Here is a 26,294-nt window from a genome sequence, read left to right as displayed (position 1 = left end):
GTGTAAACATCTGGACGGCTAAATGGGGAATATGACGATGGCAATTTTGAATCACACACTGGGTTTTCCTCGCGTTGGGCTACGACGTGAGCTGAAAAAAGCTCAGGAAAGCTACTGGGCCGGCAACTCAACGCAGGAAGAGCTGTTGGCGGTTGGCCGCGAGCTGCGCGCTCGTCATTGGCAACAGCAACAGCAGGCCGGGGTGGATTTGGTGCCGGTCGGCGATTTCGCCTGGTACGATCATGTGTTGACCACCAGCCTGCTGCTGGGCAACGTGCCGGCGCGCCATCAGAATGCGGATGGCACGATCGATCTGGACACGCTGTTTCGCATCGGCCGTGGCCGCGCACCGACCGGCGAGCCGGCGGCCGCGGCGGAAATGACCAAATGGTTCAACACCAACTATCACTACATGGTGCCCGAATTCCAGCAAGGCCAGCAGTTCAAGCTGGGCTGGACTCAGTTGCTGGACGAAGTGGACGAAGCGCTGGCGCTCGGCCATCGCATCAAGCCGGTGCTGCTGGGCCCGGTGACCTATCTGTGGCTGGGTAAGGTGAAGGGCGAGCCGTTCGACCGCCTGTCGCTGCTGAAAGACATCCTGCCGGTTTACCAACAGGTGCTGGCCGAGCTGGCGAAACGCGGCGTCGAGTGGGTGCAAATTGATGAGCCTGCGCTGGTGCTGGAACTGCCGCAAGCCTGGCTGGATGCGTTCAAACCGGCTTACGACGCGCTGCAGGGGCAGGTGAAGCTGCTGCTGACCACGTATTTCGACAGCGTCGGCCACAACCTCGATACCGTCCGCACGCTGCCGGTGCAGGGGCTGCATGTCGATCTGGTCGCCGGCCATGACGATATCGCCGCGCTGAGCGCCGCATTGCCGCAAGACTGGCTGCTGTCGCTGGGGGTAATCAACGGGCGCAACGTCTGGCGCGCCGATCTGAGCCGCTGGTTCGAACGTCTGCAGCCGCTGGTGGGCAGCCGCCCACTGTGGATCGGCAGCTCCTGTTCGCTGCTGCACAGCCCGATCGATCTGAGCGTGGAAAGCCGTCTGGACGAAGAAGTGAAAAGCTGGTTCGCCTTCGCGCTGCAAAAATGCGCCGAGCTGGCGCTGTTGAGCTCGGCGCTGAACGCGCCTGACGCGACGAAACGGGCCGAACTGGACGCCTACAGCTCGCCGATCCGCGCCCGCCGTCAGTCGAGCCGCGTGCACAACCCACAGGTCGAGCGCCGCCTGGCGGCGATCACCGCGCAGGACAGCGAACGCCACAGCGCTTACGCCGAGCGCGCCAGGGCGCAGCGCGAACGTTTCAACCTGCCGGCCTGGCCGACCACCACCATCGGTTCGTTCCCGCAGACCACCGAGATCCGCGGCCTGCGTCTGGACTTCAAACAGGGCCGTTTGGACGGCAACAACTACCGCACCAGCATCGGTGAGCACATCAAACAGGCGATCGTCGAGCAGGAGCGCCTTGGGCTGGACGTGCTGGTGCACGGTGAAGCCGAGCGCAACGACATGGTGGAGTATTTCGGCGAGAACCTGGACGGCTTCGTGTTTACCCAGAATGGCTGGGTGCAGAGCTACGGCTCCCGCTGCGTGAAGCCGCCGGTGATCATCGGTGACGTCAGCCGCCCGGAAGCCATCACCGTCGAATGGGCCAAATTCGCCCAGTCGCTGACCGACAAGCCGGTGAAAGGCATGTTGACCGGGCCGGTGACCATCCTGTGCTGGTCGTTCCCGCGTGAAGACGTGACCCGCGAAGTGATTGCCAAGCAGATTGCGCTGGCGCTGCGCGATGAGGTGGAAGATCTGGAAAAAGCCGGCATCGGCATCATCCAGATCGACGAACCCGCGCTGCGCGAAGGGCTGCCGCTGCGCCAATCCGACTGGGCGGCGTACCTGAACTGGGCGGTGGACGCCTTCAAACTGAACGCCGCCGTGGCGCGGGACGACACCCAGATCCACACCCACATGTGTTACTGCGAGTTCAACGACATCATGGACTCCATCGCCGCGCTGGACGCCGACGTGATCACCATCGAGACCTCGCGTTCCGATATGGATCTGCTGGAAGCCTTCAAAGAGTTCGAATACCCGAACGAAATCGGACCGGGCGTCTACGATATCCACTCGCCGAACGTGCCGAGCGTGGAATGGATTGAAGCGCTGCTGCGTAAAGCGGCGCAGAACATCCCGGCGGAACGCCTGTGGGTTAACCCGGATTGCGGCCTGAAAACCCGCGGCTGGCCGGAAACCCGGCAGTCGCTGGCCAACATGGTATTGGCGGCACAGCGCCTGCGCGAGCAAGCGTGATGTCGTGCGGCGGATAAACCGCCGCTTATAGATTTACTGGTGTGATGATTGGGCGCTTCGGCGCCCTTTTTTATGCGAGGGAAATTATTTGACGCCGTGCTGGGCAAACCACGCCAGCATGCGCTGCCAGCCGTCCTCCGCCGCTTCGGCGTTGTAGCTGGGACGATAATCGGCGTTGAACGCATGCCCGACCTCGGGATACACCACGATTTCGGCCTCGGCGTTGGCGGCGCGGATCGCCTGACGCATGGTTTCCACCGTCTCCAGCGGGATGCCGCTGTCTTGCCCGCCATACAGCCCCAGCACCGGCGCCGACAGGTGGGTGGCGACATCGACCGGATGCTTCGGCGAGTTCAGCGTTTTCTCGCCGACCAGTTTGCCGTACCAGGCGACCGCCGCCTTCAACTGCGGGTTATGCGCCGCGTACAGCCAGGTGATGCGGCCGCCCCAGCAAAAACCGGTGATCGCCAGCTTGCCGGCGTCGCCGCCGTGGCGAATAGCCCAGTGCGCCGCGTGATCCAGATCCGACAGCACCTGACGATCCGGCACCTTGGTCACCAACTGCTGGAACAGCTCGCCGATATCGGTGTAGTCGTTGGCGTCGCCCTGGCGGAAATAGAGCTCGGGCGCGATCGCCAGATAGCCCTGCTTGGCCAGGCGGCGGCACAGATCCTGAATATGTTCATGGACGCCGAAGATTTCTTGCACCACCAGCACGATGGGGAAAGGGCCGCTCTGGTCGGCGGGTTTGGCGACGTAGGCCGGCAGCGCATCGCCTTGGGAAGGGATGGTCGTTTGCCCGGCGTGAATGCCCTGTTCGTCGGTGATAATCGCGGAGGCGGCCAATGGCGCGGCGGCCGGGGCGAATCCCCCCTGAGCCTGTTCTAATGTCATCACATGTTCGGTTTTCATTGCGGTCTCCGTGCAATAGAAAAAAGCGCTGAGATTAACTATAGGAAAGATTACCCATTATTGGCGCTGCGTGGCGCACTTTCGGACAAGTCGATAAAAAACGGCTAATTATCTGGCTTTGCGGCATTTTTAAGCGCTTTTTATCATGTTATTACGCGTTTTGCCCCGCGTAAGTGCCATAAGGTGCGTTAGAGGGCTTTTTTGTCCCTAAGCAACCGATAAGTTGGGGTTATTTCGGATTGATGAGCTAAATAGTTTCAGCCGGCAACCAACGGGCGAGGAGCAGCCGAGTTTGTCGGCTAGACTGAGGTTTAGCGGCGCGTTCCGGATGCGTCATAGTTCTTTTTTTTGTGATAAAAATCACAAAAAATATGTAGCATGTAATTTGTTTCTCTTTTCATAGTGATTGTCGTCACGTAATTAAGCGGCGATTTTCAGTAGAGTGCTTTTTTGTTCCTCCCAATAAACATGATCCATGAGGAGTCTCGTATGTCTCAGTCTGACGTTTTTCATCTCGGCCTCACCAAGAACGATTTACAAGGGGCCCAGCTTGCCATCGTGCCGGGCGATCCGCAGCGCGTAGAGAAGATTGCCAAGCTGATGGAAAATCCGGTGCATCTGGCCTCCCATCGTGAATTCACTACCTGGCGCGCGGAGCTGGACGGCAAGGCGGTGATCGTCTGCTCTACCGGTATCGGCGGCCCGTCTACCTCTATCGCGGTGGAAGAGCTGGCGCAGCTGGGCATTCGCACCTTCCTGCGCATCGGCACCACCGGCGCCATTCAGGCAAACATCAACGTCGGTGACGTACTGGTCACCACGGCGGCGGTACGCCTCGACGGCGCCAGCCTGCACTTCGCGCCGATGGAGTTCCCGGCGGTCGCGGACTTCGCCTGCACCACCGCGCTGGTGGAAGCGGCCAAGGCCAGCGGCGCCACCACGCACATCGGCGTGACCGCCTCCTCCGATACCTTCTATCCGGGCCAGGAGCGTTACGACACTTACTCCGGCCGCGTGGTCAGCCGCTTCAAAGGCTCGATGGAAGAGTGGCAGGCGATGGGCGTGATGAACTATGAAATGGAATCCGCCACGCTGCTGACCATGTGCGCCAGCCAGGGCCTGCGTGCCGGCATGGTGGCCGGGGTGATCGTCAACCGCACCCAGCAAGAGATCCCGAACGCCGAGACCATGAAAAACACCGAAAGCAAAGCGGTGCAGATCGTGGTGGACGCCGCCCGCCGCCTGCTGTAATCGCCTTTCCCCCAACGGGCCGCCGACGCGGCCCGTTTTTCCATTCGCGGCGAATCTGTTACGGTGATACTCCTCAGCGCTGCGCCGATGGCCGCCGCGCGTTGTCATAACAAAAACAACGAGGACGTTTATGACCGCCCAGATCCTGCTTCATCCTTCGCTCGCGCCGCTCGACGGCGGCATCAATTTCCGCGACTTCGGCGGCAACGGCGTGGCCGACGGGCGCCGCATCAAGCGCGGCCTGCTGTTCCGCTCCGGTTCCCTCGAGCGGCTGACGGAAAACGACTGCGCCTTTCTCGCCGGCGTGCCGGTGCGCTCGGTGCTGGACTACCGTGATGCCGACGAGGTGCAGGCCAAGCCGGATATTCTGTGGAGTGGCGCCGACTATCACCACGTGCCGGCTAACCCGCTGAGCAGCGAAGTCAACGCCAACCTGGAGAAGCTCACCAACGAAACGCTGGCCGCCTTCGACGCCCGCGCGTTCATGCTGGAGCTGTATCGCCGCCTGCCGTTCGGCAATGCGGCCTATCAGCGGCTGGCGCAGCTGTTGAGCAATCCTGGCGGCGGCGCCATCGTGCAGCACTGCGCGGTCGGCAAGGATCGCACCGGGGTCGGTTCGGCACTGGTGCTGTTCGCGCTGGGGGCAGACGAAGCGACGGTGCTGGAAGACTATCTGCTGACCGAAACCACGCTGGCCACTTTCCGCGAGCAGATGCTGGATCAGCTGTCTATCAAGCTGAATGCGGCGGCGCTGGAGCAATTCGCCTACGTGCTCAGCGCGCGCGAGGAGTTCCTGATGACGGCGTTGGGCTGCATCCGTCAGCAATACGGTTCCACCGACCGCTGGCTGGAAGCGGAATACGGCCTGGGCGCAGCCCAGCGCGAAGCGCTGCAGGCGTTCTACCTCGAGTAAATCGCCGCGCGTTTAGCCGGGGTTTAACTCGCCCCGGCCTATCCTAGGCGGCGAATTATCGCGTATCAGGAGCCCCGCATTGAGCCTCAATGACGTTATCAACTGGGTCAGCGACGTCGTGCGTCAGCACGAAGGCTGGGCCATTCCCATCATCTTCTTCCTGGCGTTCGGCGAGTCGCTGGCGTTTTTGTCGCTGCTGCTGCCGGCCACGGTGATCCTGCTGGCGCTGGGCGCGCTGATCGGCGAAAGCGGCATCGCCTTTTGGCCGATTTGGGCCGCCGCCGCCGTCGGGGCGTTTTTCGGCGACTGGCTCTCTTACTGGATCGGCTATCACTATCAGGATCGCGTGGCCCATATGTGGCCGCTGTCGCGCAATCCGCAGCTGCTGGTGCGCGGCCACGCGTTCTTTGAACGCTGGGGCGTGCTGGGCATTTTCATCGGCCGCTTCTTCGGCCCGCTGCGCGCCGTGGTGCCGCTGGTGGGCGGCATTTGCGGCATGCCGCAGCGTTATTTCCAGTTAGCCAACGTCACGTCGGCGATGATCTGGGCGTTCGGCATTCTGGCGCCGGGGGCATTCGGCATCAAGTGGCTCAGCCAGTGGCTTGGCTGATTTCTCGCTAAATTGCGCAGCGCCGCGCAATATTGTGCTCGGCGGGCAAAATCAGGCTGGACATCCATACAGCCTCCCCTTAACGTGACGGGCAATGGGCGTGCGAAACGCCGGAACGGCAAGGTGCAACAGGAGGCAGGGTGGATACCAGTCTGATTTATGGGATTGGCGGCGTAGCGATCGGCATGCTGTTGGGGTGGCTGATCGCCAGTCTGCGGGTGCAGCAGGCGAATGCGCAACATGAAACCGAACTGCGGTTGCTGGAGCAAGCGTTGCAGCAGGCGCAGCAGGAAACGGCGGCGCGGCAAGAGGCTCTGCAGCGCCACGAGCAGCAGCTGCGGCAGAGCGAGCTGGAGCTACGCAACCTGCACAGCCAGCTGGCGGCCGGGCATGAAAAGCTGCAACAGCTCAACCATTGGCGCAACGAATGTGAACTGCTTAATCAGGAGCTGCGCGCCCAGCGCGAGGTCAACAGCGCGCAGGAGGCCGAGCTGCGCGAAGTCACCATCCGTCTGGAAGAGACGCGCATGGCGGCGGAAGAGAAGCAGCGCCTGCTTATCAACAGCGAACAGCGCCTCACCACCCAGTTTGAAAACCTCGCCAACCGCATTTTTGAACACAGTGGCCGCAAGGTGGACGAGCAAAATAAGCAAAGCTTGGATCGGTTGCTGCTGCCGCTGCGTGAACAACTGGACGGGTTCCGCCGGCAGGTGCAGGACAGTTTTGGTCAGGAGGCGCGGGAGCGCCACACGCTGACGCACGAGATACGCAATCTGCAGCAGTTGAACGCGCAGATGGCGCGCGAAGCCATCAACCTCACCAAGGCGCTCAAAGGCGACAACAAGACGCAGGGCAACTGGGGCGAGGTGGTGCTGAGCCGGGTGCTGGAGGCTTCCGGCCTGCGCGAAGGGCACGAGTATGAAACGCAGGTCAACGTGCGGGTGGATCACCAGAGCCGCATGCAGCCCGATGTGATCGTGCGCTTGCCGCAGGGCAAGGACGTGGTGATCGACGCCAAGATGTCGCTGATTGCCTACGAGCGCTATTTCAACGGTGAAGACGAGGTGGAGCGCGAAGCGGCGCTGAGCGAACATATCGCCTCGCTGCGCGGCCACATTCGCATGCTGGGCCGCAAGGACTATCAGCAGCTGCCGGGGCTGCGCTCGTTGGACTATGTGCTGATGTTCATTCCGGTCGAGCCCGCCTTCCTGCTGGCTATCGATCGCGAACCGGAGCTGATCAGCGAAGCGCTCAAGCACAACATCATGCTGGTCAGCCCGACCACGTTGCTGGTGGCGCTGCGCACCATCACCAACCTGTGGCGCTATGAGCATCAAAGCCAGAACGCGCAGCGCATCGCCGATCGCGCGGCGAAACTGTATGACAAGATGCGGCTGTTCGTGGACGATATGTCCGCGCTGGGGCAGAGCCTGGACAAGGCGCAGGGCAGTTATCGTCAGGCGATGAACAAACTGAGCGAAGGCCGTGGTAATCTTATCGGCCAAATTGAAGGTTTCCGCGCGCTGGGGGTTGAGGTCAAACGGCCGATAAACCCGCTGTTGGCGCAGCAAGCCGGCGCGCAACACGATGAAGCGGAAGAGGCGAACGACGACGATGTCGCCGCGCTGCCGCAGACGAAAGACGATGACGATACCGCCGGGGAACCGGGCTTCGTTTCGCACGGCTGAGGCCGTGGCGAGGTGGGGTATTCTCCGAGCTTCTGGTACACTCATCCACACAAAATTGACTGAATAGCAGGCAGGACAATGGCAGATCAACCGCAGGAAACCACCGATTTCGGTTTTCGCACCGTCGCTAGAGACGAAAAACAGGCCATGGTGGCGGACGTTTTTCATTCGGTAGCGGCAAAGTATGACGTGATGAACGACCTGATGTCGTTCGGCATCCACCGTATCTGGAAGCGTTTCACCATTGACTGCAGCGGCGTGCGCCGCGGGCAGCGCGTGCTGGATCTGGCCGGCGGTACCGGCGACCTGGCCGCCAAGTTCTCCCGCATGGTCGGCGAGCAGGGGCAGGTGGTGCTGGCGGACATCAACGATTCGATGCTGAAGATGGGGCGCGAGAAACTGCGCGATCGCGGCATCGTCGGCAACATCAATTACGTGCAGGCTAACGCCGAAGCGCTGCCGTTCCCGGACAACTACTTCGATTGCATCACCATCTCCTTCGGCCTGCGCAATGTCACCGACAAAGACAAAGCGCTGCGCTCGATGTTCCGCGTGCTCAAGCCGGGCGGCCGCCTGCTGGTGCTGGAGTTCTCCAAGCCGCTGCTGGCACCGCTGAGCAAGGCTTACGATGCCTACTCCTTCCACGTGCTGCCGAAGATCGGCGAGCTGGTGGTGAAAGATCCGGACAGCTACCGCTACCTGGCGGAATCGATCCGCATGCACCCCGATCAGGAAACCCTGAAGGGCATGATGGGCAACGCCGGTTTTGAAAACGTCACCTATTTCAACCTGACCGGTGGGATTGTTGCCCTGCATCGCGGCTTCAAGTTCTGAGAGGGAGATGCCGATGCTGTTTACCCCTCTGCTGACCGCTGCGCTGGAAACCTCGCTGAATAACCTGCTGTTTCGCGATCGCAGCATGAAAGCCGCTCGCCAACGCCTGGCGGGCAAGGTGCTGCGCATCGAACTGGAAGAGCTGGCTTCACCGCTGGTGCTGGTGTTCAGCGAACTGCGCGTAGACGTGCTTGGGCAGTCCGAAGACAGCGCCGATTGCACGGTGCGCAGCCGCATTCCCGTCTTACTGAAGCTGCGCGATCGCCAGCAGTTGCCGGTGCTGATGCGCAGCGGCGAATTGACGGTGGAAGGCGATATTCAGGTGGTGCAACAGCTGGTTGGCCTGCTCGATCTGGCGGAGTGGGACCCGGCGGAGTGGCTGGCGCCTTACATCGGCGATATCGCCGCCCAGGGCATTACGCAGGCGCTGGGAAAAGGCGCCTCGCTGCTGAAAGCCGGCTTTATGCGCCGGCAGCAGGACATGGCGGAGACGTTGACGGAAGAGTGGCGCCTGGCGCCGGGGCCACTGGAAGTGGTGTGGTTCAACGAAGAAGTTGATGCTCTCGCCCGCAGCGCGGAAGCGCTGTTTGCCCGCATGGACAAGTTGGAGGGCAAGCGATGACCCCAGGCGAACTGCGCCGTTTGTATTTTATCGTCCGCGTTTTTCTCAGCTATGGGCTGGACGAACTGATCCCTAAAATGCGTTTGACGCTGCCGCTGCGCTTTGGCCGCCGTCTGCTGTTCTGGATGCCGAATCGGCACAAGGACAAGCCGCTGGGCGAACGTCTGCGGCTGGCGCTGCAGGAGCTGGGGCCGGTATGGATCAAGTTCGGCCAGATGATGTCGACCCGTCGCGATCTGTTTCCGCCGCACATTGCCGATCAGCTGACGTTGCTGCAGGATCGGGTGGCGCCTTTCGACGGCGCGCTGGCGCGTAAACATATCGAGCTGGCGATGGGTGGCCCACTGGAAACCTGGTTCGACGATTTCGATCAGCAGCCGTTGGCCTCTGCCTCGATCGCGCAGGTGCATACCGCGCGGTTGAAAACCACCGGCCAGGAAGTGGTGCTGAAGGTGATCCGGCCGGATATCGGGCCGATCATCAAGGCCGACGTGCGGCTGATGTACCGATTGGCCGGCTGGGTGCCGAAGCTGTTGCCGGACGGCCGCCGTCTGCGCCCGCGTGAAGTGGTGCGCGAGTACGAGAAAACCCTGCTGGACGAATTGAACCTGCTGCGCGAAGCGGCCAACGCCATTCAGCTGCGCCGCAATTTCGACGGCAGCCCGATGCTGTACGTACCGGAAGTTTATTCCGACTACTGCCGTGAAAGCGTATTGGTGATGGAACGCATCTACGGCATTCCGGTCTCGGACATCGCCACGCTTGAACGGCAGGGCACCAACATGAAACTGTTGGCGGAACGCGGCGTCCAGGTGTTCTTTACCCAGGTATTCCGCGACAGCTTCTTCCATGCGGACATGCATCCCGGTAATATTTTCGTCAGCTACGAACATCCTGAAGATCCTTGCTATATCGGCATCGACTGCGGCATCGTCGGCTCGCTGAACAAGGATGACAAGCGCTATCTGGCGGAAAACTTCATCGCCTTCTTCAACCGCGATTACCGCAAGGTGGCGGAACTGCACGTCGACTCCGGTTGGGTGCCGCGCGACACCAACGTGGAAGACTTCGAATTCGCCATTCGCACCGTGTGCGAGCCGATTTTCGAGAAGCCGCTGGCGGAAATTTCCTTTGGCAACGTGCTGCTCAACCTGTTCAACACTGCGCGCCGCTTCAATATGGAAGTGCAGCCGCAGCTGGTGTTATTGCAGAAGACCTTGCTGTATGTTGAAGGGCTGGGGCGCCAGCTTTACCCGCAGCTGGATCTGTGGACTACCGCTAAGCCGTTCCTCGAGAGCTGGCTGCGCGATCAGGTCGGCATTCCTGCCGTGGTGCGCGCGCTGAAAGAGAAAGCGCCGTTCTGGGCGGAGAAGCTGCCCGAACTGCCCGAGCTGTTTTACGACAGCCTGCAGCAGCATAAACTGTTGCAACAAAGCGTTGATAAGCTGACCAACCAAATGCAGGCTCAGCGGGTTCGTCAGGGGCAGTCACGTTATTTGTTCGGCGTTGGCGCTACACTGTTAGTAAGCGGTACGCTGTTGCTGCTGGGGCAAATCGAGGTGTTTCCCGCCTGGATGATGGCCGCCGGCATCGTATGCTGGGTGATTGGCTGGAAGCGAACCACCTGATTTAATTCGTTACTCTGGTAAGGCCGAGCCTATAATGCGGGCTGGCTTTAAAAGACCCTTTAAAATTAGAGGTAATTGAAATGGGCGGTATTAGTATTACGCAATTGTTGATCATCGCAGTGATCGTGGTGCTGCTGTTCGGCACCAAAAAACTGCGCACGCTGGGCTCCGATCTCGGCGCCTCGATCAAGGGCTTCAAAAAGGCGATCGGCGACGATACGCCGTCGAACCCCAACACGGCTGAAAAAAGCAGCCTGGATGACGCTGACTTCGCGGCCAAGCCTATTACCGATAAGCAGCCGGAAGTGAAACCGGAAGAGTCGAAGAACAAAGAGCAGGTATAAACCGTGTTTGACATTGGGTTTAGTGAGCTGCTGCTGGTGCTGGTGATCGGCCTGATTGTTCTGGGGCCGGAACGGTTGCCGGTCGCGGTCAGAACGGTGTCGGGCTGGATCCGCGCGCTGCGCTCGCTGGCGGCCTCGGTGCAGCACGAACTGTCTCAGGAACTGAAGCTGCAGGAGCTGCAGGACAGCCTGAAAAAAGCCGAACAGGCCGGCCTGCAGAACCTGACGCCGGAACTGAAGGCATCGATGGATGAGCTGAAAGACGCGGCGGAATCATTGAAACGCACCTACCGGGGCGAGACAGAAGAGCTGGCGAACACCATTCATAACCCGCAGATCACCGATCCGGAAGCTTTGCACGACGGCGTGACGCCGGCGGAAGCGGCAACCCGCGCCAGCGCGCCCGCCGCCGTGCCAAAACCGGCAGCGGAACCTGAGGCCGTTGCGGCTGCATCCCCGGCTGCGCCCGTGGCGGCGCAACCGGCTAAAGCACCGGTGGAAACCGCGCCGGCACCTGTCGAACCTGTTGCGGATAAAACCCCAGCGTCTCACCAACCTAGTGGCGATCGTTAATACATGGCTGTTGAAGATACCCAACCCCTTATCAGTCATCTGATAGAGCTGCGCAAGCGGCTGTTGAACTCGATTATTTGCGTGCTGGCGGTGTTCGTGGTGCTGGTGTTTTTCGCCAACGACATCTACCAGCTGGTTTCTGCACCGCTGCTCAAGCAGTTGCCGGCCGGGGCGAGCATGATTGCCACCGACGTGGCGTCACCGTTCTTTACGCCGATCAAGCTGACCATGATCGTCTCGGTGTTTGTCTCCGCGCCGATGATTCTGTATCAGGTGTGGGCATTCATCGCGCCGGCTCTGTACAAGCATGAACGCCGCCTGATGATGCCGCTGCTGGTGTCCAGCAGCCTGCTGTTCTACCTCGGCATGGCCTTCGCCTACTTCATCGTGTTCCCGCTGGCCTTTGGCTTCTTTGCCAAGACCGCGCCGATGGGGGTGACCATTGCGACCGACATTAAAAACTACCTCGATTTCGTCATGGCGCTGTTTATGGCGTTCGGCGTCGCCTTCGAAGTGCCGGTCGCCATCATTCTGCTGTGCTGGAGTGGTGTCACCTCGCCGGAAGATCTGAAGAAGAAACGGCCGTATGTATTGGTCGGCGCGTTTGTGGTCGGCATGCTGTTGACGCCGCCGGACGTGTTCTCGCAAACCCTGTTGGCAATACCGATGTATCTGCTGTTTGAAGTGGGGGTATTCTTCGCTCGCTTCTATACCGGCAAGCGTCGTCCGCAAGCGGAAGAAGAAGACGAGGGTGACGAACCCCCAGCCTCCTGATCCATATTGATTGCTAAGCCGCCCACTGGGCGGCTTTTGCTTTGGAAAAAACCATGTTTGATATCGGCGTTAATCTCACCAGCAGCCAATTCGCCAAAGATCGCCAGGCGGTGGTGGAACGCGCCCGCGCCGCGGGCGTGACGGGGATGTTGATTACCGGCACCGATCTGGCGGAGAGCCGCGAGGCCGCCGAACTGGCGCGGCAACATGCGGGCTACTGTTGGTCTACCGCCGGCGTGCATCCGCACTACGCCAGCGGCTGGGATGAACACACCGCCGAGCAGATTTATGCGTTGGCCGCGCGCCCTGAAGTGGCGGCGATCGGCGAATGCGGCCTGGATTTCAACCGCAATTTCTCGACGCCCGCGCAGCAGGAAGCGGCGTTCACCGCGCAGCTGGCGCTGGCGGCGGAGTTGGCGCTGCCGGTGTTTCTTCATTGCCGCGACGCACACGCACGTTTTGCCGAGCTACTGACGCCGTGGTTGGATAAACTGCCCGCGGCCGTGGTGCACTGCTTCACCGGCACCGCCGAAGAATTAACTAGCTGCCTGTCGCTGGGCCTGTCGATCGGGATTACCGGTTGGGTCTGCGACGAGCGGCGCGGCCTGGAATTGCGCGCCCTGTTGCCGCAGATCCCGGCCGAGCGTCTGCTGCTGGAAACTGACGCCCCTTATCTGTTGCCCCGGGATTTACAGCCTAAACCCGCATCTCGCCGCAACGAACCCTGTTTCCTGCCCCATATCGTGCATCAGGTCGCCGTCTGGCGACAGGAAGAGCCGCAATGGCTGGGGCAAAAAACCGATGAGAACGCCCGCCGGCTATTCCGGCTGGTTTGAGCTAGGAGAAAACTATGAGCTATGCATTTCCGGGCACCTTCCCTGGTCGCCGTATGCGCCGCGTGCGCCGTCATGACTTCAGCCGCCGCCTGGTGGCCGAGAACCAACTGACGGTCAACGACCTGATTTATCCGGTGTTTGTCATGGAAGGCAGCAACCGTCAGGAAGAAGTGGCCTCGATGCCGGGCGTATCGCGCATGACGATCGATCTGCTGGTCAAGGAAGCGGAAACTATCGCCAAACTCGGCGTGCCGGTGATCTCCCTGTTCCCGGTGATTGAGCCAGGTCTGAAATCGCTGCATGCGGAAGAAGCCTATAACCCGGAAGGGCTGGTGCAGCGCACGGTGCGCGCGCTGAAAGACGCGGTGCCTGAGCTGGGCATTCTGACTGACGTAGCGCTCGATCCCTACACCACGCACGGGCAGGATGGGGTAATCGATGAGCAGGGTTATGTGATTAACGATGTGACCAAAGACATCCTGGTGCGTCAGGCGCTTTCCCATGCCGAAGCGGGCGCGGAAATCGTGGCGCCGAGTGACATGATGGACGGCCGCATCGGGGCGATCCGCGATCGTCTGGAATTGCAGGGTCTGGTGAATACCCAGATTATGGCCTACTCCGCCAAGTATGCTTCCTGTTACTACGGCCCGTTCCGCGATGCGTTGGGTTCCAGCGGCAATCTGAAGGGTGGCAACAAGAAGACCTATCAGATGGATCCGGCCAACAGCGATGAAGCGCTGCAGGAGATTGCACAGGATCTGCAGGAAGGCGCGGATATGGTGATGGTGAAACCGGGCATGCCGTACCTCGACGTTGTGCGCCGCGTGAAGGATACCTTCGGCGTGCCAACCTTCGCTTATCAGGTGTCCGGCGAGTACGCCATGCATATGGCGGCGATTCAGAACGGCTGGCTGCAGGAGCAGCCTGCGGTGATGGAGTCGTTGATGTGCTTCAAACGCGCCGGCGCCGACGGCGTGCTGACCTACTTCGCCAAGCGTGTCGCCCAGTGGCTGCACGACGACGCGATGCGTCGCTAGGCGTGAAATGAGCCAACAAAAAGGCGCCTGAGGGCGCCTTTTGCATTACATCTTCTGGAACTGTCGGTTGTCGATGCTTTGGCTGACCTGTTTGTTGATCAGGTTCAGCAACAGCATCGAGCGGGCCTCGCCGTCCGGCTCGGTGTAGATCGCCTGCAGCCCTTCGAACACGCCGTCGACGATCAGGACGGTATCCCCCGGCTGCGGGGTTTCCGGATCGACATAGGTTTCGCTGGCGTGCGTGCGCAGCTCATCGATCACCTTGCTCGGGATGACGCTCGGCAGCGCGCCGAAGCGCACGAAGTGGCTGACGCCGCGGGTGGCGCTGATGGTGGTGGTGTGAATGCGCTCCGGGTCGAACTCCACAAACAGATAGTTGGGAAACAGGGGTTCGCTGACCGCGATACGCTTGCCGCGCACGATCTTTTCCAGCGTGATGATCGGGCTGAGGCAGTTTACCTGCTGCCGTTCCAGATGTTCCTGCGCCCGCAACAGCTGACCGCGTTTGCAATAAAGTAGATACCAGGATTCCATAATTTCACATGCCTTTCTGCCAGCCGGTAAGCATATCAAAAGCGCTTCCGGATACATAGTGATGCAAGTTTCAGCGTGTAACATCACCTATCTCTATGAATATGCGGCTATTAGCGAGGGGTCACACACTTATCGATACGGCGCTGGTATAACAGAGGGCTAAAAATTTGTTACCGTCACAGTATGGCAAGGCGTTGCGCCACCAGCTGTGACGCTATTCATCGTTTTTGACCGAGGGAAGATAAATGGAGCTGTTTCTGTTGAGCAACGGCAAGCTGTCTGGCGAAGCCGAGCTGCTGGGGTATGCCAAAAGCCAACTGCTGGCGATGATTGCGCGTCGCGGCATCAAATCCGCCGTCTTTATCCCTTATGCGCTGATCCGTTACGACTACGACCAGCGTGCGCAGGAGCTGGCGCAAACGCTGGGTATCGAAGTCACCAGCATCCACCACGCCGCTTCGCCGGCGGCGGCGATCGCGCAGGCGGAGTGCATTTTGGTCAGCGGCGGCAATACCTGGTTGCTGAACCAAATGCTGCACGAGCAAGGCCTGATCGTGCCCATCCAGCGCGCGGTGCGCGAGCGTGAAGTGCCTTACGTCGGCTGGAGCGCCGGTTGCAACGTGGCCACGCCGAGCATTCGCACCACCAATGATATGCCGGTGCGCTGCAGCGTGGTGCTGCCGGCGCTGGGGCTGTTCCCGGTGCAAATCAACCCGCATTACATCGACGCGCATATCAGCGGCCACATGGGCGAAACCCGTGACGAGCGCCTGGCGGAGTTCTGCGCGATCAACCCGAGCGAATCGGTGGTGGCGTTGCGTGAAGGCAGCCTGCTGCACGTTGAAGGCAACGAGCTGCGTTACTTCAGCGCCAACGGGCAGGGCTTCAAGGTGTTCCGCCACGGCGAGGAGACGCGCGAATATCAGGATACGCGTGCGCTGGCTGCGCTGGTGCCGTTCAACTGCGGCTGAGGGCTACCCGATGGCGGGCGGCGTTAACAAAATTGCAGCAACAACCGTGAAGAGGGCTTATAATGCCCTCCCCACTGGCCGTTATAATGATCAGCATGAAATACCGTGACTTACGCGATTTCCTCTCGTTGCTGGAGAAGAGAGGGGAACTAAAACGCATCAGCCAGCCGATCGATCCTTACCTGGAAATGACGGAGATTGCCGATCGCACCCTGCGGGCGGGCGGTCCGGCATTGCTGTTTGAAAACCCGAAAGGCTACGACATGCCGGTGCTGTGCAACCTGTTCGGCACCGCCAATCGCGTAGCGATGGGCATGGGGCAGGAAGACATCAGCGCGCTGCGCGAAGTCGGCAAACTGCTGGCGTTCCTCAAAGAGCCGGAGCCGCCGAAAGGCTTCCGCGATCTGTTCGACAAAATGCCGAAGTTCAAGCAGGTGCTGAACATGCCGACCAAGGTGCTGGGATCCGCGCCTTGTCAGGAGCAGGTATGGCAGGGCGAGGACGTCGATCTGGGCCGTATTCCGGTGATGCACTGCTGGCCGGAAGACGCCGCGCCGCTGATCACCTGGGGGCTGACGGTGACCCGCGGCCCGCATAAGGAACGGCAAAATCTCGGCATCTATCGCCAGCAGGTGCTGGGCAAGAATAAAGTGATCATGCGCTGGCTGTCGCATCGCGGCGGCGCGCTGGATTATCAGGAGTGGTGCCAGGCGCACCCCGGCGAGCGTTTCCCGGTTGCGGTGGCGCTGGGCGCCGATCCCGCCACCATCCTCGGCGCGGTGACGCCGGTGCCGGATACCCTGTCTGAATACGCTTTTGCCGGGCTGCTGCGCGGCAATAAAACCGAAGTGGTCAAGTGCCTTTCCAACGATCTGGAAGTGCCCGCCAGCGCCGAAATCGTGCTGGAAGGCTATATTGAGCCGGGTGAAATGGCGCCGGAAGGCCCGTACGGCGACCACACCGGTTACTACAATGAAATCGACCAGTTCCCGGTATTCACCGTCACCCACATCACCCAGCGCCGCAACGCGATCTACCACTCGACCTACACCGGCCGGCCGCCGGATGAGCCGGCGATCCTGGGCGTGGCGCTGAATGAAGTGTTCGTGCCGATTCTGCAAAAGCAGTTCCCGGAAATCGTCGATTTCTATCTGCCGCCGGAAGGGTGCTCGTACCGCCTGGCGGTAGTGACCATGAAGAAACAGTACGCCGGCCACGCTAAACGCGTGATGATGGGTGTCTGGTCGTTCCTGCGGCAGTTTATGTACACCAAATTTGTTATCGTCTGCGATGACGACGTCAATGCGCGCGACTGGAACGACGTAATTTGGGCGATCACCACACGAATGGATCCGGCAAGGGATACCGTTCTGGTGGAGAATACGCCGATCGACTATCTGGACTTCGCCTCACCGGTTTCCGGCCTGGGTTCGAAGATGGGGCTGGACGCCACCAATAAATGGCCGGGTGAAACCGATCGCGAATGGGGCCGTCCGATTCAGATGGATGAAAAGGTACGTGCGCGCGTCGACGAAATCTGGGATGAGCTCGCAATCTTCAGTGACAGGGAACCGACGCTGTAGCGTCAGACCCTGTTCTCAGCTTTGCATTGATGACCCGACAGAGGGAACGCATGACAATATTGAGCTGTAAAGTGACCTCGGTAGAGGCCATTACCGATACGGTTTATCGGGTACGTCTGGTGCCCGAGCAGCCGTTTTCTTTCAAGGCAGGGCAATATCTGATGGTGGTAATGGACGAGCGCGACAAGCGCCCGTTCTCGCTGGCATCTACCCCGACGCAGCAAGATTACATCGAGCTGCACATCGGCGCTTCGGAGCTGAATCTGTACGCCATGGCGGTGATGGATCGCATTCTGAAAGAGCAGGCGATCACCGTCGACGTGCCGCACGGCGACGCCTGGCTGCGGGAAGAGGGCAGCCGTCCGCTGGTGCTGATTGCCGGCGGCACCGGTTTCTCTTATGCGCGTTCAATCCTGTTGACCGCGTTGGAGCAGCAGCCCGATCGAGATATTTCTATCTACTGGGGCGGGCGTGAGCTGAAGCACCTGTACGATCTGAGCGAGCTGGAAGCGCTGTCGTTGCAGCATCCGAATCTGAAGGTGATCCCGGTGGTCGAGCAGCCGGAAGCCGAATGGCGTGGCCGCAGCGGCACCGTGCTCAGCGCGGTGCTGCAGGATTTCGGCACGCTGGCGGAGCACGACATCTATATCGCCGGGCGTTTCGAGATGGCGAAAATCGCCCGTGAGCGTTTCTGCGCCGAGCGCGGCGCGCTGGAAGCGCATATGTTCGGTGACGCGTTTTCGTTTATCTGACCGATGCGATGCGCAGTGAACGGGGTGGCCGAGGGTCGCCCCGTTTTTATTTGGGCGCCGGCAAACGTCAGGCATAAAAAACCCGCCCCTGACAGGCGGGAAGAACGGCAACTAAACTTGGCGGGATGCCGCGATTTGAAGTGGTGACGCGGTCATCCCAAGATAGACACAGCTAAACGCGTTCAAAGACGGTGGCGATGCCCTGACCCAGGCCGATGCACATGGTCGCCAGGCCGAACTGCGCGTCGCGACGTTCCATGTTGTTCAACAGGGTGGTCGAGATGCGGGAGCCTGAACACCCCAGCGGGTGGCCGAGCGCGATGGCGCCGCCGTTCAGGTTGATCTTGTCGTCGATGCTGTCCATCAGCCCCAGATCCTTGATGCACGGCAGCGACTGGGCGGCGAACGCTTCGTTCAGCTCGAACAGATCGATGTCCTGCACGCTCAGACCGGCGCGTTTCAGCGCCAGTTTGCTGGCCGGCACCGGGCCGTAACCCATGATGGAAGGATCGCAGCCGACGACCGCCATCGAGCGGATGCGGGCGCGTGCCTTCAAACCGAGCGCTTTGGCGCGCGATTCGCTCATCAGCAGCATGGCGGAAGCGCCGTCCGACAGGGCGGAAGAACTGCCGGCGGTGACGGTGCCGTTGACCGGATCGAACGCCGGGCGCAGGGCCGACAGGCTTTCGACGGTGGTTTCCGGGCGAATGACTTCATCGAAATCGTAACGGGTCAGCACGCCATCGGCGTCGTGACCGTTGGTCGGTATGATCTCGTTTTTAAAGTAGCCGGCCAGCGTCGCCGCATGCGCGCGCTGGTGGGAGCGCGCGGCGAACTCATCCTGCATCTGGCGGCTGATGTTGTGCATCTTGGCCAGCATTTCGGCGGTCAGCCCCATCATCCCGGCGGCTTTGGCCACGCTGCGGCTCAGCCCCGGATGGAAGTCCACGCCGTGATTCATCGGCACATGGCCCATGTGTTCCACGCCGCCGATCAGGCTGACGTGTGCGTCGCCAACCATGATGGCGCGCGCCGCGTCGTGCAGCGCCTGCATCGAAGAGCCGCATAGGCGGTTGACGGTCACCGCCGGCACGCGGTGCGGGATCTCGGCCAGCAGCGCGGCGTTGCGGGCGATGTTGAAGCCTTGTTCCAGCGTCTGCTGCACGCAGCCCCAGTAAATGTCATCGATCTCGGCGGCGTCCAGCGCCGGGTTGCGGCTCAGTACTTCACGCATCAGGTGAGCGGAGAGATCTTCGGCGCGCACCTGGCGGAAGGCGCCGCCCTTGGAGCGGCCCATCGGCGTGCGTACGGCATCAACAATAACTACGTTTTCCATCTTTATGACCTCATGCCGGTTGGCGGGTAGCGACGTCGGACAGCGGTGTCGCCACCGGGTAGTAGCTTTCATTGCGTTCGGCCTTGGCGCGCAGACCGGCCGGCACCTGATACAGGGCGCCGAGGTGTGCGTAACGCTGGGCCAGCTCAACGTAGTTGGCGGTGCCGAGCGTATCCAGATAGCGGAACGCACCGCCGTGGAACGGAGGGAAGCCAATGCCGTAGACCAACGCCATATCGGCTTCCGCCGGGCTGGCGACGATCTTCTCTTCCAGGCAGCGAACCACTTCGTTGATCATCGGGATCATCATGCGCGCGATGATTTCTTCGTCGCTGATGGTCTGGCGCGGTTGGCTCACTTCGGCCAGCAGCGCATCGGTCTGCTCGTCGTTGTCCTTGCGCGGTTTGCCTTTGCTGTCCTGGCTGTAGCGGTAGAAGCCCAGCTGATTTTTCTGACCGAAGCGCTGGTTGTCGAACATCACGTCAATGGCGTCGCGGTAGTCTTTGCTCATGCGATCCGGGAAGCCGGCGGCCATTACCGCCTGCGCATGATGCGCGGTGTCGATGCCCACGACGTCGAGCAGGTAGGCCGGGCCCATCGGCCAGCCGAACTGTTTTTCCATCACTTTATCGATCTGACGGAAGTCGGCGCCGTCGCGCAGCAGCAGGCTGAAGCCGGCGAAATACGGGAACAGCACGCGGTTGACGAAGAAGCCCGGGCAGTCGTTCACCACGATCGGCGTTTTGCCCATGCGGCTGGCGTAGGCCACCACCTTGGCGATGGTGTCGTCGCTGGTCTGTTCGCCGCGGATGATTTCAACCAGTGGCATGCGGTGTACCGGGTTAAAGAAGTGCATGCCGCAGAAGTTTTGCGGGCGCTTCAGCGATTTTGCCAGGTGATTAATCGGAATGGTCGAGGTGTTCGACGCCAGCACGGTGTCCTCACCGATCAGGGTTTCCACTTCCGACAGCACGGCGGCTTTGACTTTCGGGTTCTCGACGACCGCTTCGACGATCACCTGCGCGCGCTCGATGCCGGCGTAGTCCAGCGTCGGCTGAATGGTCGACAGCACCTGTGCCATTTTCAGGCCATCCAGCTTGCCGCGTTCCAGTTGCTTATTGAGCAGCTTGGCCGCTTCGCTCATGCCCAACGTCAGCGACTTGTCGCTGATGTCTTTCATGATCACCGGCACGCCTTTCAGCGCCGATTGGTAAGCGATGCCGCCGCCCATGATGCCGGCGCCCAGCACCGCCGCCTGTTTCGGCGCATCCACATTCTTGGCCAGCTTTTTCGCCTGGCCCTTCACGAACTGATCGTTAAGGAAGATGCCGACCAGCGCGCGCGCTTCGTTGGAACGCGCCAACGGCACGAAGCTGGCGGTTTCCAGTTTCAGCGCTTCATCGCGGCCCAGCTTGGCGGCGGCTTCAATGGTCTTCACCGCGGTCATCGGCGCCGGGTAATGTTTACCGGCGGTCTGCAGCACCATGCCTTTGGCGGTGGTGAAGCTCATCGCCGCTTCAATCGGGCTGAGCTTCAGCGGCTCCAGCTTAGGTTGACGCGCGGCGCGCCAGTCCAGCTTGCCGTCGATCGCCTGTTGCAGCATGTTGAGCGCCGCTTCGGCCAGTTTTTCCGGTGCCACCACCGCATCCACCAGGCCGACTTTCAGCGCCTCTTTGGCGCTGACGTCTTTGCCGGCGGCGATGATTTCCAGCGCGCTGTCGTTACCCAGCAGGCGCGGCAGGCGGACGGAACCGCCGAAGCCCGGCATGATACCCAATTTGGTTTCCGGCAGGCCGATGCGCGCGTCCGGTGAGGCGACGCGGAAATCGGTCGCCAGAATGCATTCGCAACCGCCGCCGAGCGCATAGCCGTTAATGGCCGAAATGGTCGGCACCGGCAAATCTTCCAGCCGGTTAAAGACGTTGTTGGCGAACACCAGCCACTCTTGCAGCTTTTCAGCCGGTGCGGCGAACAGAGAAAGGAATTCGGTGATATCGGCGCCGACGATAAACGCGGCTTTGGAGGAACGCAGCAGCAGCCCTTTCAGCTCAGGCTGGTTTTCCAGCACGGTGAGCGCTTCGCCCAGGCTGGCGACGGTGCGGGTGTCCAGCTTGTTGACCGAGCCCGGTGCGTTGAACACCAGCTCGGCGATGCCGTTATCGAGCCAGTGCAGTTGTAATGTTTCGCCTTGGTAGAGCATGTCTATCTCCTGAATCAGCGTATGATCTGGTATGACCAGATGATGAGGAGTGTGGTTTTTATGTTAAAAATATGCAAATGAGAGATTGCATATTTGCTGGTCGGATCACATCTCACCAAGTTAGCGTTTTGATTTAAAACGAAGTTATATTTTATGTGCTATCGGCATTTGCTGGCGGTTGTCGGCCTTCATACACTTGCCAGCGGCGATTTATCATTCAGGCGAGGTTAGGTATGAACAAGGCGGCTGGGGTCATGGCGACGACGATGCGGGGCTGACGATGGCACTCGGCTGGCTAAGGTTAAACTGCGGATGTAAAGGCATTTGCCGGGAATTGCGAGCGGCTCCGCATGCCCAACGCGATGAGGTTGGTGCGCCGGAGCGCTGTGTTAAGATGACTTCTTTCGTGCTAAGGCATAAGGGTAATGTGATGGAAACGCTGGCTTCTTTGTATAACGACCACCTGGCAGAGCTGCAAAAACGCGCGCGCGAAGTGCTGGAGCGCAACAAGTTGGATGCGCTGCTGATTCACTCCGGTGAACTGCAAAAGGTATTTTTGGACGACCATAGCTATCCGTTCAAAGTGAACGCGCATTTCAAAGCCTGGGTGCCGGTGACGTCGGTGCCGAACTGCTGGTTGTGGATTGATGGCGTCAACAAGCCGAAGCTGTGGTTCTACTCCCCAGTCGACTACTGGCACAGTGTAGAGCCGCTGCCGGACAGTTTCTGGACCAAATCCCTTGAATTGATGCCGCTGGCCAACACCGACGCTATCGCCCAGCAGCTTCTGCCGCAGCGCGAGCGCGTGGGCTATATCGGCTATGCGCAACAGCGCGCCCGCGATCTCGGCATCCCTTCGGAAAACATCAACCCGAAAGCGGTGTTGAACTACCTGGATTTCCACCGTTCGATCAAAACCGGCTACGAGCTGGCCTGCATGCGCGAAGCGCAGAAGACGGCGGTAATCGGCCATCGTGCGGCGCATGAAGCCTTCCTCTCCGGCATGAGCGAGTTCGACATCAATCTGGCCTACCTCACGGCGACAGGCCACCGCGATACCGACGTGCCTTACGACAACATCGTGGCGCTGAACGAACACGCTTCGGTACTGCACTACACCAAGCTGGATCATCAGCCGCCGGCCGAATCCCTGAGTTTCCTGATCGACGCCGGCGCGGAATACAACGGCTACGCCGCCGATCTGACCCGCACCTACGCAGCGCAAAGCGGCAGCGAATTCGCCCATCTGCTGAAAGATCTCAACGGTGAACAGCTGGCGCTGATCGACACTATCAAAACCGGCGTGCGCTATACCGACTACCATGTGCAGATGCACCAGCGCATCGCCAAGCTGCTCAAGAATCACAAGCTGGTGAACGGCCTCAGCGAAGAGGCGATGGTAGAAACGGGTATCACCACGCCGTTCCTGCCGCACGGGCTGGGCCACCCGCTGGGCCTGCAGGTGCACGACGCCGCCGGCTTTATGCAGGACGAGCAAGGCACCCATCTGGCGGCGCCGGCCAAGTATCCGTTCCTGCGTTGCACCCGCGTGTTGCAGCCGGGCATGGTATTGACCATCGAGCCGGGTCTGTACTTCATCGAGTCTCTGTTGGCGCCGTGGCGCAGCGGTGAGTTCAAGCAGCACTTCGCCTGGGATCGCATCGATGCGCTGAAGCAGTATGGCGGCATCCGCATCGAAGACAACATCGTGATCCACGAAAAGCGCATCGAGAACATGACGCGCGATCTGAACCTGGCCTGATGCGGCCGTATCCGATACCGGCGGAAGCAACCTGCTTTACCGAAGAAATAAAGAAGAGCCGTTTTATCACCCTGCTGGCGTCGACCAGCGGGGTAGAAGCGGCAAAGACGTTTATTCAGCAGGTGCGGGATGAACACCCGGCGGCGCGGCACCATTGTTGGGCCTTCGTCGCCGGCAGCCCCGATGACTCGCAGCAGTTGGGATTCTCCGACGACGGAGAGCCGTCGGGTACCGCCGGCAAACCGATCCTCGCGCAGCTCATGGGCAGCGGCATCGGGGAAGTGACCGCCGTGGTCGTTCGTTACTACGGCGGCGTCAAGTTGGGCACCGGCGGATTGGTGAAAGCCTATGGCAACGGTGTTCAACAGGCGTTGAAGCAGCTGGCGTTGACTCAAAAGGTGCCGGAAGCCGAATATATCTTGCAGTGCGACTATGCGCAGTTGGCGTTGGTGGAGAACTTGCTGCAGCAAACCGCAGGTCGGATCCTGCAGGGTGAATACGGCGCCGCCGTCGTGCTGCATCTGGCGTTGCCGGCCACGGAGGTCGAGCTGTTTGGGAATAAATTGCGTGATCTTAGTCGCGGTAATTTGCAATTAACCCCCATTTCGCAATAATTCCTCCCAATTGAATTGCTAAGGATCGTGCTGAAATGCATTTTCGCGCCATAACCCGTATCGTTGGTCTGCTGGTCATCCTGTTCTCCGGGACGATGTTTATTCCCGGCCTGGTGGCATTGATTTACCGCGATGGGGCGGGGCGCGCGTTCAGCCAAACCTTCTTCGTGGCGCTGACCATCGGTCTGATGCTGTGGTGGCCGAACCGCAAACAGAAACACGAACTGAAACCCCGCGAAGGCTTTCTGATCGTCGTGCTGTTCTGGACCGTGCTGGGCAGCGTGGGGGCATTGCCGTTCCTGTTTTCTGAACGGCCCAACTTGTCGCTGACCGACGCCTTCTTTGAATCCTTCTCGGGGCTGACGACCACCGGTGCGACGACGCTGGTGGGACTGGATTCGCTGCCGAAGGCCATTCTGTTCTATCGCCAAATGCTGCAATGGATGGGCGGCATGGGGATCATCGTGTTGGCGGTGGCGATACTGCCGATACTCGGCGTCGGCGGCATGCAGCTGTATCGGGCAGAAATGCCCGGGCCGCTGAAAGATAACAAGATGCGCCCGCGCATCGCCGAAACAGCCAAAACCCTGTGGCTAATCTATGTGTTGCTGACCGTAGCCTGTGCGCTGGCGCTCTGGGGAGCCGGAATGTCGGTGTTCGATGCCATCGGCCACAGTTTCTCGACCATCGCCATCGGCGGCTTTTCTACCCACGACGCCAGTATCGGTTATTACGCCAGTCCGACCATCAACACCATCATCGCCGTGTTCCTGCTGATTTCCGGCTGTAACTACGGCCTGCACTTTGCTTTGCTCAGCGGCCGCAGTCTGAAGGTATACGGGCGCGATCCTGAATTCCGCATGTTCATCTTCGTCCAGCTGACGCTGGTGGTGGTGTGCACGTTGGTGCTCTGGGGACATGGCGTCTATAAGAGCGGTATGGAAACGCTCAATCAGGCGTTCTTCCAGGTGGTATCGATGGCGACCACGGCCGGTTTTACGACCGACAGCATCGCCAAGTGGCCGCTGTTCCTGCCGATGCTGTTGTTGTGCTCGGCGTTCATCGGCGGTTGCGCCGGCTCGACCGGCGGTGGCCTGAAGGTGATCCGTATTCTGCTGTTGTACCTGCAGGGCTCGCGCGAGTTGAAAAGGCTGGTGCACCCTAACGCGGTCTATACCATCAAATTGGGCAACCGCGCGCTGCCGGAACGCATTCTGGAGGCGGTGTGGGGATTTTTCTCCGCCTATGCGCTGGTGTTTATCGTCAGCATGCTGGCGATCATTGCTACCGGCGTTGATGATTTCTCCGCGTTTGCCGCAGTGACGGCAACGCTGAATAACCTCGGCCCCGGCCTGGGCGTAGTGGCGGATAACTTCACCACGATGCCGGCGGCGGCCAAGTGGATCCTGGTGGTGACGATGCTGTTCGGGCGCCTGGAAGTGTTTACATTGCTGGTGCTGTTCACGCCAACCTTCTGGCGTGAGTGAGCCTGATATAAGGAGTACGCCATGAAGGCATTGATACTTTATTCGAGCCGTGACGGGCAAACACGTGCTATCGCTTCTTATATAGCAAGCAAATTGCAGGATACGCTGCGCTGTGAGGTGATCGATCTGCTGCAGGCGGAACAGGTCGACCTTAATCAGTATCAGTTGGTGATGATCGGTGCTTCTATCCGTTACGGGCACTTTAACCCGGCGCTGGATAAATTCGTCAAACGTCATGCCGAGCAGCTGAATCGAATGCCGAGCGCGTTCTTTGCCGTGAACCTGACGGCGCGCAAACCGGAAAAGCGCTCGCCGCAAACCAACGCTTATACCCGCAAGTTTCTGCTGACCTCGCCGTGGCAGCCAAAACAGTGCGCGGTGTTTGCCGGCGCATTGCGTTATCCGCGCTATCGCTGGTTCGACCGCATCATGATTCAATTTATTATGCGTATGACGGGTGGTGAAACGGATACCAGTAAGGAAGTGGAGTACACCGATTGGCAGCAGGTCGATCGTTTCGCCCAGGAATTTAGCCAGATCCCGTACGAAAAGTGACAAAAACGCGGGTTTGGCCAGCGTTTTGCCGAAAAAATCCGCGCTTGAAAAGTTTTTTGCATTTAGGGGTTGCGGCCTGCCGAGAACTCCCTATAATGCGCCTCCACTGACCGGGAACAACGACTGACAAGCCGCCGGGTCAGCGAGAAGACAGCGAAATAAACGCT

At 60.2% G+C, this 26,294-nt stretch carries 24 protein-coding genes; 20 read left to right on the top strand and 4 right to left on the bottom strand.

What is annotated here, in order from left to right:
• The first annotated feature begins 22 nt into the window (after positions 1-22).
• A complete protein-coding gene (gene metE / locus ABTW55_RS09355; protein ID WP_080289932.1) occupies positions 23-2,311 on the top strand; it encodes a 5-methyltetrahydropteroyltriglutamate--homocysteine S-methyltransferase in 2,289 nt (762 codons plus the stop codon).
• A gap of 84 nt (positions 2,312-2,395) precedes the next feature.
• Here the strand turns inward: metE and ABTW55_RS09350 are convergent, their stop codons facing one another.
• On the bottom strand, positions 2,396-3,223 hold the full coding sequence (locus ABTW55_RS09350) for a dienelactone hydrolase family protein (protein WP_033655132.1): 828 nt from the start codon (positions 3,221-3,223) through the stop codon (positions 2,396-2,398).
• A 489-nt stretch (positions 3,224-3,712) separates the two neighbouring features.
• Here ABTW55_RS09350 and udp point away from each other — a divergent pair, with 489 nt between their 5' ends.
• From udp to hemB, 12 genes are all read left to right on the top strand, one after another.
• Positions 3,713-4,474, top strand: a complete 762-nt coding sequence (gene udp, locus ABTW55_RS09345; RefSeq protein ID WP_004934432.1) for a uridine phosphorylase — start codon at positions 3,713-3,715, stop codon at positions 4,472-4,474.
• Between the two features lie 130 nt (positions 4,475-4,604).
• Positions 4,605-5,387: a tyrosine-protein phosphatase gene (locus ABTW55_RS09340; protein WP_033636699.1), complete on the top strand. Its 783-nt coding sequence runs from the start codon at positions 4,605-4,607 to the stop codon at positions 5,385-5,387.
• Between the two features lie 79 nt (positions 5,388-5,466).
• The gene (locus tag ABTW55_RS09335) at positions 5,467-5,997 is read left to right on the top strand and encodes a DedA family protein (protein ID WP_033649669.1); all 531 of its coding nucleotides are present in this window, start codon (positions 5,467-5,469) and stop codon (positions 5,995-5,997) included.
• A 140-nt stretch (positions 5,998-6,137) separates the two neighbouring features.
• Positions 6,138-7,685: a DNA recombination protein RmuC gene (rmuC, locus tag ABTW55_RS09330; protein WP_033655131.1), complete on the top strand. Its 1,548-nt coding sequence runs from the start codon at positions 6,138-6,140 to the stop codon at positions 7,683-7,685.
• A 78-nt stretch (positions 7,686-7,763) separates the two neighbouring features.
• Positions 7,764-8,519, top strand: a complete 756-nt coding sequence (gene ubiE / locus ABTW55_RS09325; RefSeq protein ID WP_025304918.1) for a bifunctional demethylmenaquinone methyltransferase/2-methoxy-6-polyprenyl-1,4-benzoquinol methylase UbiE — start codon at positions 7,764-7,766, stop codon at positions 8,517-8,519.
• 13 nt (positions 8,520-8,532) lie between these two features.
• On the top strand, positions 8,533-9,141 hold the full coding sequence (locus ABTW55_RS09320; RefSeq protein ID WP_033636702.1) for an SCP2 domain-containing protein: 609 nt from the start codon (positions 8,533-8,535) through the stop codon (positions 9,139-9,141).
• On the top strand, positions 9,138-10,769 hold the full coding sequence (gene ubiB / locus ABTW55_RS09315) for a ubiquinone biosynthesis regulatory protein kinase UbiB (RefSeq protein ID WP_033655130.1): 1,632 nt from the start codon (positions 9,138-9,140) through the stop codon (positions 10,767-10,769). Before ABTW55_RS09320 ends, ubiB begins: the two co-directional genes overlap by 4 nt.
• 80 nt (positions 10,770-10,849) lie before the next feature.
• Entirely contained in the window at positions 10,850-11,113 is a 264-nt protein-coding gene (gene tatA / locus ABTW55_RS09310; RefSeq protein ID WP_033636704.1) for a Sec-independent protein translocase subunit TatA, read from the top strand.
• A 3-nt stretch (positions 11,114-11,116) separates the two neighbouring features.
• Positions 11,117-11,686 (top strand): Sec-independent protein translocase protein TatB, encoded by a 570-nt coding sequence (gene tatB, locus ABTW55_RS09305; protein ID WP_049195236.1) that lies wholly within the window; start codon positions 11,117-11,119, stop codon positions 11,684-11,686.
• 3 nt (positions 11,687-11,689) lie between these two features.
• Positions 11,690-12,460: a Sec-independent protein translocase subunit TatC gene (gene tatC / locus ABTW55_RS09300; protein WP_033649673.1), complete on the top strand. Its 771-nt coding sequence runs from the start codon at positions 11,690-11,692 to the stop codon at positions 12,458-12,460.
• Positions 12,461-12,513: 53 nt separating this feature from the next.
• Positions 12,514-13,296 carry a 3'-5' ssDNA/RNA exonuclease TatD gene (gene tatD, locus ABTW55_RS09295; protein WP_033655127.1) on the top strand — a complete coding sequence of 261 codons (783 nt, stop codon included), beginning with the start codon at positions 12,514-12,516 and terminating at the stop codon, positions 13,294-13,296.
• A gap of 14 nt (positions 13,297-13,310) precedes the next feature.
• Entirely contained in the window at positions 13,311-14,333 is a 1,023-nt protein-coding gene (hemB, locus tag ABTW55_RS09290; RefSeq protein WP_033636707.1) for a porphobilinogen synthase, read from the top strand.
• A gap of 45 nt (positions 14,334-14,378) precedes the next feature.
• Here hemB and rfaH read toward each other — a convergent pair whose 3' ends face one another.
• Positions 14,379-14,867 (bottom strand): transcription/translation regulatory transformer protein RfaH, encoded by a 489-nt coding sequence (gene rfaH, locus ABTW55_RS09285; RefSeq protein WP_004934466.1) that lies wholly within the window; start codon positions 14,865-14,867, stop codon positions 14,379-14,381.
• 245 nt (positions 14,868-15,112) lie between these two features.
• Between rfaH and pepE the strand changes: the two genes are divergently transcribed.
• The 3 genes from pepE to fre all read left to right on the top strand — a co-directional run bounded on the left by pepE (position 15,113) and on the right by fre (position 18,173).
• Complete coding sequence (pepE, locus tag ABTW55_RS09280) at positions 15,113-15,838, top strand: dipeptidase PepE (RefSeq protein ID WP_033636709.1); 726 nt, start codon at positions 15,113-15,115, stop codon at positions 15,836-15,838.
• Positions 15,839-15,924: 86 nt separating this feature from the next.
• Complete coding sequence (ubiD, locus tag ABTW55_RS09275) at positions 15,925-17,421, top strand: 4-hydroxy-3-polyprenylbenzoate decarboxylase (RefSeq protein ID WP_025304926.1); 1,497 nt, start codon at positions 15,925-15,927, stop codon at positions 17,419-17,421.
• A gap of 50 nt (positions 17,422-17,471) precedes the next feature.
• Positions 17,472-18,173: an NAD(P)H-flavin reductase gene (gene fre / locus ABTW55_RS09270; RefSeq protein WP_004934474.1), complete on the top strand. Its 702-nt coding sequence runs from the start codon at positions 17,472-17,474 to the stop codon at positions 18,171-18,173.
• A 172-nt stretch (positions 18,174-18,345) separates the two neighbouring features.
• Here the strand turns inward: fre and fadA are convergent, their stop codons facing one another.
• Both fadA and fadB read right to left on the bottom strand, forming a co-directional pair.
• On the bottom strand, positions 18,346-19,509 hold the full coding sequence (fadA, locus tag ABTW55_RS09265) for an acetyl-CoA C-acyltransferase FadA (protein ID WP_025304928.1): 1,164 nt from the start codon (positions 19,507-19,509) through the stop codon (positions 18,346-18,348).
• A 10-nt stretch (positions 19,510-19,519) separates the two neighbouring features.
• A complete protein-coding gene (gene fadB, locus ABTW55_RS09260) occupies positions 19,520-21,709 on the bottom strand; it encodes a fatty acid oxidation complex subunit alpha FadB (RefSeq protein WP_041037161.1) in 2,190 nt (729 codons plus the stop codon).
• Positions 21,710-22,139: 430 nt separating this feature from the next.
• Here fadB and pepQ point away from each other — a divergent pair, with 430 nt between their 5' ends.
• From pepQ to hemG, 4 genes are read left to right on the top strand one after another with little or no spacing between them, the layout of a single operon-like run.
• Entirely contained in the window at positions 22,140-23,471 is a 1,332-nt protein-coding gene (gene pepQ, locus ABTW55_RS09255; RefSeq protein WP_060423379.1) for a Xaa-Pro dipeptidase, read from the top strand.
• On the top strand, positions 23,471-24,085 hold the full coding sequence (locus ABTW55_RS09250) for an IMPACT family protein (protein ID WP_060423377.1): 615 nt from the start codon (positions 23,471-23,473) through the stop codon (positions 24,083-24,085). The genes pepQ and ABTW55_RS09250 overlap by 1 nt, the downstream gene beginning before the upstream one ends.
• Before the next feature lie 35 nt (positions 24,086-24,120).
• The gene (gene trkH / locus ABTW55_RS09245) at positions 24,121-25,572 is read left to right on the top strand and encodes a Trk system potassium transporter TrkH (RefSeq protein WP_004934492.1); all 1,452 of its coding nucleotides are present in this window, start codon (positions 24,121-24,123) and stop codon (positions 25,570-25,572) included.
• A 21-nt stretch (positions 25,573-25,593) separates the two neighbouring features.
• The gene (gene hemG / locus ABTW55_RS09240; protein WP_033655124.1) at positions 25,594-26,127 is read left to right on the top strand and encodes a menaquinone-dependent protoporphyrinogen IX dehydrogenase; all 534 of its coding nucleotides are present in this window, start codon (positions 25,594-25,596) and stop codon (positions 26,125-26,127) included.
• Positions 26,128-26,294: the final 167 nt, after the last annotated feature.

This window comes from Serratia sp. SM04 (assembly GCF_040280225.1).
GTDB classification, from domain to species: domain Bacteria; phylum Pseudomonadota; class Gammaproteobacteria; order Enterobacterales; family Enterobacteriaceae; genus Serratia; species Serratia sarumanii.
Note: the sequence above shows the minus strand (reverse complement) of the source record. Positions and strands in the feature narration are given on the sequence as shown.

Bases quoted from the DNA above. Each gene is read 5' to 3' on its own strand.
- metE (WP_080289932.1), top strand. From the start codon at position 23: ATGGGGAATATGACGATGGCAATTTTGAATCACACACTGGGTTTTCCT.
- ABTW55_RS09350 (WP_033655132.1), bottom strand. From the start codon at position 3,223: ATGAAAACCGAACATGTGATGACATTAGAACAGGCTCAGGGGGGATTC.
- udp (WP_004934432.1), top strand. From the start codon at position 3,713: ATGTCTCAGTCTGACGTTTTTCATCTCGGCCTCACCAAGAACGATTTA.
- ABTW55_RS09340 (WP_033636699.1), top strand. From the start codon at position 4,605: ATGACCGCCCAGATCCTGCTTCATCCTTCGCTCGCGCCGCTCGACGGC.
- ubiE (WP_025304918.1), top strand. From the start codon at position 7,764: ATGGCAGATCAACCGCAGGAAACCACCGATTTCGGTTTTCGCACCGTC.
- ABTW55_RS09320 (WP_033636702.1), top strand. From the start codon at position 8,533: ATGCTGTTTACCCCTCTGCTGACCGCTGCGCTGGAAACCTCGCTGAAT.
- ubiB (WP_033655130.1), top strand. From the start codon at position 9,138: ATGACCCCAGGCGAACTGCGCCGTTTGTATTTTATCGTCCGCGTTTTT.
- tatA (WP_033636704.1), top strand. From the start codon at position 10,850: ATGGGCGGTATTAGTATTACGCAATTGTTGATCATCGCAGTGATCGTG.
- tatC (WP_033649673.1), top strand. From the start codon at position 11,690: ATGGCTGTTGAAGATACCCAACCCCTTATCAGTCATCTGATAGAGCTG.
- tatD (WP_033655127.1), top strand. From the start codon at position 12,514: ATGTTTGATATCGGCGTTAATCTCACCAGCAGCCAATTCGCCAAAGAT.
- hemB (WP_033636707.1), top strand. From the start codon at position 13,311: ATGAGCTATGCATTTCCGGGCACCTTCCCTGGTCGCCGTATGCGCCGC.
- rfaH (WP_004934466.1), bottom strand. From the start codon at position 14,867: ATGGAATCCTGGTATCTACTTTATTGCAAACGCGGTCAGCTGTTGCGG.
- pepE (WP_033636709.1), top strand. From the start codon at position 15,113: ATGGAGCTGTTTCTGTTGAGCAACGGCAAGCTGTCTGGCGAAGCCGAG.
- ubiD (WP_025304926.1), top strand. From the start codon at position 15,925: ATGATCAGCATGAAATACCGTGACTTACGCGATTTCCTCTCGTTGCTG.
- fre (WP_004934474.1), top strand. From the start codon at position 17,472: ATGACAATATTGAGCTGTAAAGTGACCTCGGTAGAGGCCATTACCGAT.
- fadA (WP_025304928.1), bottom strand. From the start codon at position 19,509: ATGGAAAACGTAGTTATTGTTGATGCCGTACGCACGCCGATGGGCCGC.
- fadB (WP_041037161.1), bottom strand. From the start codon at position 21,709: ATGCTCTACCAAGGCGAAACATTACAACTGCACTGGCTCGATAACGGC.
- pepQ (WP_060423379.1), top strand. From the start codon at position 22,140: ATGGAAACGCTGGCTTCTTTGTATAACGACCACCTGGCAGAGCTGCAA.
- ABTW55_RS09250 (WP_060423377.1), top strand. From the start codon at position 23,471: ATGCGGCCGTATCCGATACCGGCGGAAGCAACCTGCTTTACCGAAGAA.
- trkH (WP_004934492.1), top strand. From the start codon at position 24,121: ATGCATTTTCGCGCCATAACCCGTATCGTTGGTCTGCTGGTCATCCTG.
- hemG (WP_033655124.1), top strand. From the start codon at position 25,594: ATGAAGGCATTGATACTTTATTCGAGCCGTGACGGGCAAACACGTGCT.